3 protein-coding genes are annotated in these 6524 nt (G+C 60.6%); all 3 read right to left on the bottom strand.

The window, feature by feature from the left end:
• A partial coding sequence (locus tag J3E61_RS34145; protein ID WP_210087063.1) for a nitronate monooxygenase occupies positions 1-1057 on the bottom strand: 1057 nt, incomplete at its 3' end.
• A gap of 596 nt (positions 1058-1653) precedes the next feature.
• Positions 1654-3786: a glycoside hydrolase family 3 C-terminal domain-containing protein gene (locus J3E61_RS34140; protein ID WP_210087071.1), complete on the bottom strand. Its 2133-nt coding sequence runs from the start codon at positions 3784-3786 to the stop codon at positions 1654-1656.
• A gap of 173 nt (positions 3787-3959) precedes the next feature.
• Entirely contained in the window at positions 3960-6437 is a 2478-nt protein-coding gene (locus J3E61_RS34135) for a glycoside hydrolase family 3 C-terminal domain-containing protein (protein WP_210087062.1), read from the bottom strand.
• Between the last annotated feature and the right edge of the window lie 87 nt (positions 6438-6524).

Below are 6524 nucleotides of genomic sequence, written 5' to 3'. Positions count from 1 at the left end.
CCGGCCTGACCTTGTTCATCAGTCCCACGCCTTGACCTACCCAATAGGTGGCTAATTCCTGCGCTCCCTTGTTGCCCTTCTCGGCGAGAACGTCGAGCCGACGCAACACGATTTCGGAAACGATCGACTGCAACGGCATCGGTAGCGCACCCGGCCCATTCGCCTCGATCGTCCACGCGTCCGTCCATGCCGATTTCAATTGCCGTGACGGCTTTCCGGTACGGCCTTCCGACCGGATGGTGTCGCGTGACGAGGCGGCCAGCATCTTCTGCACGGTGTGGGGGGCGGTTTCGGCCTCCTCGGTGGTCAGCCAGACGGAGCCGGTCCAGGCGCCCGCCGCACCCAAAGCGATGGAGGCGGCCACTTGACGTCCCGTGACGATGCCTCCCGCTGCCAGCACCGGAACATCGCGGATCGGTCGGATGGCCTCGATGACTTCGGGGACGAGGACCATCGTGGTGACCTCGCCGCAGTGGCCGCCGGCTTCGGTGCCCTGGACCACCAGTATGTCCACACCGGCGTGCACCTGCTTGATGGCGTGCTCCTTCGCTCCGACCAGGGCGGCGACGGGCACGCACTCGGCCTTCGCGCGGTCGATCATGAATTGCGGCGGAACACCGAGCGCATTGGCGATCAGCTTGATGGGATGGCGAAAGGACACGTCCAGCAGTTGCTCGCCGACGGTGTCCGTTACTTCTCGAAAGATCTGGAAGGGCTCAGTCCCGATCTCGTCGAGGCTCACTCCGTGTTCGGACAGCAGCTTGCCGACGTACTCTCGGTGCTCGGCGGGCACCATTGCGGTGATTTGTTCACCAGTAAGATCCAGTCCCTTGCCCTCGAACTTCTCCGGGCAGATGATGTCGACACCGTAGGGCCTTCCGCCGACCTGGTCGTCGATCCAAGCCAATTCGTGCTCGAGGTCTTCAGGACTGTGCGAGGACGCTCCGAGCACACCGAAGCCGCCCGCTTTGGTCACCGCGGCTACTACGTCGCGGCAGTGGCTGAACGCCAGCAAGGGAAATTCGATGTCGAGCATCTCGCAGATCGAAGTCTTCACACGTCACCTGATTCTCTGGAGCTCTTGATTACCGACGGTCCCCGGCCGACTGTCGCATTCAAGCAGCATCTAACTAATCAGTCAATATGTTCCTATACTCACAAAGACTGCCCGCAGAACACCCTGGGTGCCTCAGATAAGAACACCCGCGAAATGGTGGCTATGGTCAGGCATGGGAAATGGGGTTGTCGATGGATTTCGGGCCGGGATCACCGCGAAGTACTCCTGACACGGTTGAAGGTCCTGAAGAGGGCGTGGGCAGCCGCGGATGCACAGTGCGGGACGTAGGTTGGCGCCTCGATGGCGCAGCAGCTCGACGGGTTGGAGCGGCGCGACGAGTCGGAGTTCGGAGAATGCTCCCAAAGTGCGTGCCGAACTCCTGGTGATGAGTGCGGCCAGCATCGTTCCTTGTCTGAGGGCCGTAAGGCCAAGAACAACGTACCGGGTGTCAACGACGAAACCCTCACCACTGCTGCGTAATTCGATCAAAGCCGGCAGAGCGGGCGATGGAGTTGTCGCGGAACCGGGTTCTTCGAGGTCGATATCGTCGCGCACTGCGGCCCAACGTTGGCAGGTGAGTTCGCCAGCGTTGACAATCAGCGCTCGTAGGAACCGAACTTCACACTGGTTCGCGCTGCTCGGGAATCGCCGGCGAACGCGGACGCTTCGATGGTCCACTCTCCATCGGGTAGATGGAAGCCCGAATCAGTCCAGTGCTGCAAGGGGCGCAGACTTGCCGCGACTTCAATCTTGCTCCGTTGTGCTGCGGCAAGTTCTGCACAGCCGAAACCGATCAAGACGCGAGTGGGCGGCACGCCGGGGGCGTTTCGGCATGCGTAGATTTGGACGACGTGTCGTCCAGCACGCTGACCGACATTGGCGAGTGTGGTGGACACTCTGATGTCCTCGTCGTGCACCGATTCGACTGTCACGTCTTCGATTTCAAATGATGAGTAGCCCAAGCCGAACCCTAGCGGGTATGCGGCGGGTGTCTGGGAACGGTCGAGCAGTTGCTGACCGAACCAGCGCGGATATCGCACTGACGCAGCATGCCAATCCACCTGCGGGAGGTCGGACCGGTGCCGCGGAATCGCCATAGGGAGCCGGCCCGATGGTTCTGCGTCTCCAGCCACAATATCGGCGATCGCCCGTCCGCCCTCCATGCCGGGGTACCACGCGTACAGAATCGCCGCAACGGACTCATCCCAGGGATCCGGCATGATCGTCCCGCCGCCGATGACGACGACAACCGTTCGTTTGTTGAGCGCAGCGACTTCTTCGATGAGTGCAACATCGGCGGAAGAAAGATGAAGATCCCGACGATCGCCACCTAGCGCAAGACCTCGTGATAGATACCTCATGCAGGACGCTGCAATTCTGCCTACCCATCGCCGCTTGAATATGCCACCGAATACCGAGAAGCCATCCGGATCGGAAGTAACGATTGCCTCACCTTCGTCCTCGGGCCCCAGACCGACTACAACGATCGCGGTGTAGGCCGAAGCCACGGTCGCTGTCGCGGAGGCAGGTTCATCGACATGGACCACGCGGATGCCGAACCGCTCTCGAAGGCCCTGTAGCACTGAGGATGTAGATGGTGGTCGCACATCCGATGAGCCGTGGTCACCGAGATTCGCCGTATCTGCAAGAGGGCCAACAACGGCGATAATGTCGGTCTCCTGAAGCGTTAGCGGCAGCGTCGGCCGCCCGTCTACGACCGAGTTCTTCAGCAGTACGGCCCCGCGTGCGGCCGCTTCTCGGGCTAGTGACCGGTGTGCTGGGCACGCGACAACTGCGGGGTCGGGATCGGGAAGCGCCCTGGCTGCCAGACGTAATTGGGCACCGATGATGCGTTCGGCAGATCGGACGGCGTCAGCACGAGCAAGTCGGCCGTCCCTTAATGCACTCGGCAGTTCTCGGGCCCGCTGTTGACGAAGGGGCATTTCGAGATCCTGCCCGGCTGCCAGCGACCCGACGGGATCGCGTAGGCCCCAGACGAAATCGGTCATGACGAATCCGGAGAAGCCCCACAGGGTCCGGAGCACGGTTGTCAGCAGATGGGCGTTCTGCCCCGCCGGGGCACCGTTGACCGAATTATAGGAACTCATCACTGCATCGGCGCCCGCTTCGATTCCTCGACGGAAGTGTGGCAGGTATGCCTCGTGGAGTGTTTTCTCGGAGACGCTTACGTCGACGGTGAACCGAGCCTCTTCCATCGAGTTCAGCGCAAAATGCTTGAGACACGCCATAACCCACGGTCGGACGCCTTCGACCAAGGCTGCGCCCATGGCACCGGTCAGCACTGGATCCTCACCGTAGGATTCTTGCGAACGGCCCCACCCGGGAAACGGTGGGACGTTAACGCACACGCCGGCGAAAAGGTTGGCGCCTTGAGCGCGCGCTTCGGCGCCGATCGCTTCCCCGATACGCCGCTCCAACTCGATGTCCCACGACGCAGCGCGAGCAAGGGGGACAGGGAAGGCGGTGCAGCTGCCGGGAACTATCCCCCGCGGACCGTCAGCGAAGCGGATACCGGGAATCCCCAGTCGATCATTGCGTCCGGCAGCGATTGGGGTGCCGTTGTAGCGGCGACTCATCTCGAGCAGACCTGCGGCTTGTGTCGAATCACCGTCGAGGGTCCATAGAATTTCGTGATCGCTGAGTTCAGCGACCAACTGCTTGGCGGCCGCTTCCGCCGTGACTCGTCCTTGTTGCACTTGGGCCGCCATCGCTGCAAAGGCAGTGCCCGGTGTGGAGATTGGATGCGTCGGCATTGGCGAGTTATGCACCGTAGTAGAACGTTTGGCGCCGCGAACTTTGTAACGTGTCATTTTGGGTCCAGTCTTTGTTTCCGGCGGTTATCAAGAGTTGTGACCGTGTGAACGGCCTGCGGTGGCAATACTCACGGCTGCGCCACAGCCGAATGGGCGAAGAACCCTCGCGTCTTTCCGTCAATGAACTTCGTGTTCTGAATCGTGAATGTTCCTGTGAGCCGGATGTCGGTGGATGAGGAACCGACCCGCACAGTCATGTCCCCTGCCTCGACGACCCACCGCATCTCGACGTCGAGGAACGCGAACTGGTCAGCGCGCATTGAGAATTGGATTGTCTTCGAATCACCCGCAGCGATGTGGACCCGTTTGAATCCTGCGAGTTCTTGTGTAGGGCGAACCATGCTGGCCAGTTCGTCTCGGACATACACTTGAACGACTTCGTCACCATCGCGGTCTCCGGTGTTGGTGACATCGCATGACAGATGCACCTGACCGTCGGCGGGCACGATCTCGGTGAGGTTCAGGTTCGAATACGCGAAGGTGGTGTAACTGCGCCCTTCGCCGAAGACGAACAATGGCGACGTCATGGTGTCGACGTAACGGTTGAGAATCATGGTGTCGCTGCTGCTATCTGCATCGCTCCTGCGGTGCGCCGCGTAAAGCGGGATCTGCCCGCTGTGCCGTACGGCCGTTATCGGTAACCGTCCGGCGGGGTTGTAATCGCCGAACAGAACGTCAGCCAACGGCTCACCGCCGGCCTCACCCGGGAACCAGTATTCGAGGATCGCAGCGTACCGCGCCGAAATAGTCTCGCTGGAAAGAGGTTTGGTGTCCATATGGACCAGAACGGCAGGTGTACCTGTCGAGGCGATCAACGTCGCCAACTCTTCCTGCACCCCTGGAAGGCCGACGTCGGCGCAGTCAATGCCTTCTCCGGTGGTACATGAACTTCCCCAGCCGTACTTCCCGCCGACGGCCACGATCACCACGTCTGCTTCTAGCGCTGCAGTAAAGGCAGCATCAAAACCCGATCGATCGGTGCCTGCAATGGCGCATCCCTTGTGATAGCTGACGTCAGCGGACGGACACTTCGACTCAATGGCGTCGAGAATTGATTTGGTCTTGTGCCCATAGATCTCTCGCAGCGCGTCCTCTACTTGAGGAGCTTCGGTGCGGACGTTACTACCCTCGAACAGCGGGCTCTTGGGTGCATCTTTGCCCGCGATCCCGGGTACGTCGAGCATGCCGGCAAGCTCCGACATGGTTCCACCGACGGTCAGTTCGATCGAAGCGGGTTTGGTGTAACAGCTAAAGAATAGGCGAAGTGAGTCTGCGTGCGGTCCGATGACTGCGATCTTCTGCTGGCGTCGGACCAGGGGGAGTACTCCCTCATTCTTCAGCAGCACGATCGATTCGCGCGCCGCGGTTAGTCCCAGCGCCGCCGTGGATTCGGCGGAATAGCAATGAGGAATGAGCTCACGTACAGCACGGTGCTCGTCAAGCAGACCCAGTTGATTCTTCAGCGCCAGCCAACGGCGCAGCGATCGGTCGATGATGAGCTCGTCGATCTGGCCCTGTCGCACTGCGTCGATCATGCTCTGCCCGTATCCGTAAGGAGTTGGCAACTCAACATCGAGCCCAGCATCGAGGGCTTGCAGGCCTGCGGTGGCCGAATCGGAGGCGACATTGAGTTCTACGGCAAGTTTCACAGACATGTAATCCGACACGACCGGGCCCTCGAAGCCCATTTCCACCCTCAGCAGATCATGAAGTATCTGCGGTGAAGTGACGATCAACTCCCCGTCTATTGACCCGTACGAGTTCATCACCGCTGCTAGGCCCGCTTCTGTGATGGCCGCCTGGAATGGTTTGGCGTAGACCTCGCGTAATTCCCGTCGGGGGATAGGATTTGATGCCATATTGAGCCCGCCGGCGGAGAAGCCGAACCCGAGGAAGTGCTTGGCCGTGGCGGCGACACCTTCCTTGAGTTGTGGTCCCTGCAGGCCCTTTACGAAAGAAACACTCATTGCCGCGCATAGGGTAGGGTCCTCACCGTAGGTTTCGCCCACCCGGCCCCACCTCGGGTCTCGTGCGACATCCATTACTGGCGAAAGGGCCTGCCGCACACCGACGGCAAGCATTTGATCCCGCGCCATCGAGCTGATCGAGCGAATCGTCTCGGGCTTCCATGTCGCGCCCAGCCCGATCGCTGATGGGAATATCGTGCCGTCATGGCCCGTCCACCCGGATACCGCTTCCCCATGGAGTAGTGGCGGAATTCCAATGCCAGTTTTAGCTCGTATCACGTCCTGAAGCTCGTCATAGCGGTCTGCATCGGTCACCACCGATTGCCCGGTGCTTATCGTGCCGAGAGCTCCAACGCCGTAAGGGAATTCCGCTAATCCGGCTTCGAGGTTGCCATCCAGAAGAATGGTGCACTGTAGCTGAGCAACCTTCTGCTCTAGCGTCATGCCCGCGATCAAATCATCGACCCGCCGGAGTTCTGCGGTCGAGTCTCGTGGATGGGTCGTCACCATTCTCCATTCAGTGCTGAGTCCGGTGTGGCGAGCGATGGCAATCGCGTGAGGTTGCGCCCGGGTAGCCACGTATTTTCCCCGTCTCGGGAAAAAGTATTCTGGGCGCAGCCGCTGGTGTCAACCGAGCCTGAAGATCAGAGTGTTCTGCCGCCTGCG

It is taken from the genome of Mycobacterium sp. OAE908, from assembly GCF_017872775.1.
GTDB lineage: Bacteria > Actinomycetota > Actinomycetes > Mycobacteriales > Mycobacteriaceae > Mycobacterium.
The sequence above is the reverse complement of the archived record's forward strand: the minus strand, read 5'-3'. Positions and strand labels throughout refer to the sequence as shown.

Coding starts and splice junctions, on each gene's coding strand:
- J3E61_RS34140 (WP_210087071.1), bottom strand. CDS start 3,786: ATGGCGGCCCAAGTGCAACAAGGACGAGTCACGGCGGAAGCGGCCGCC.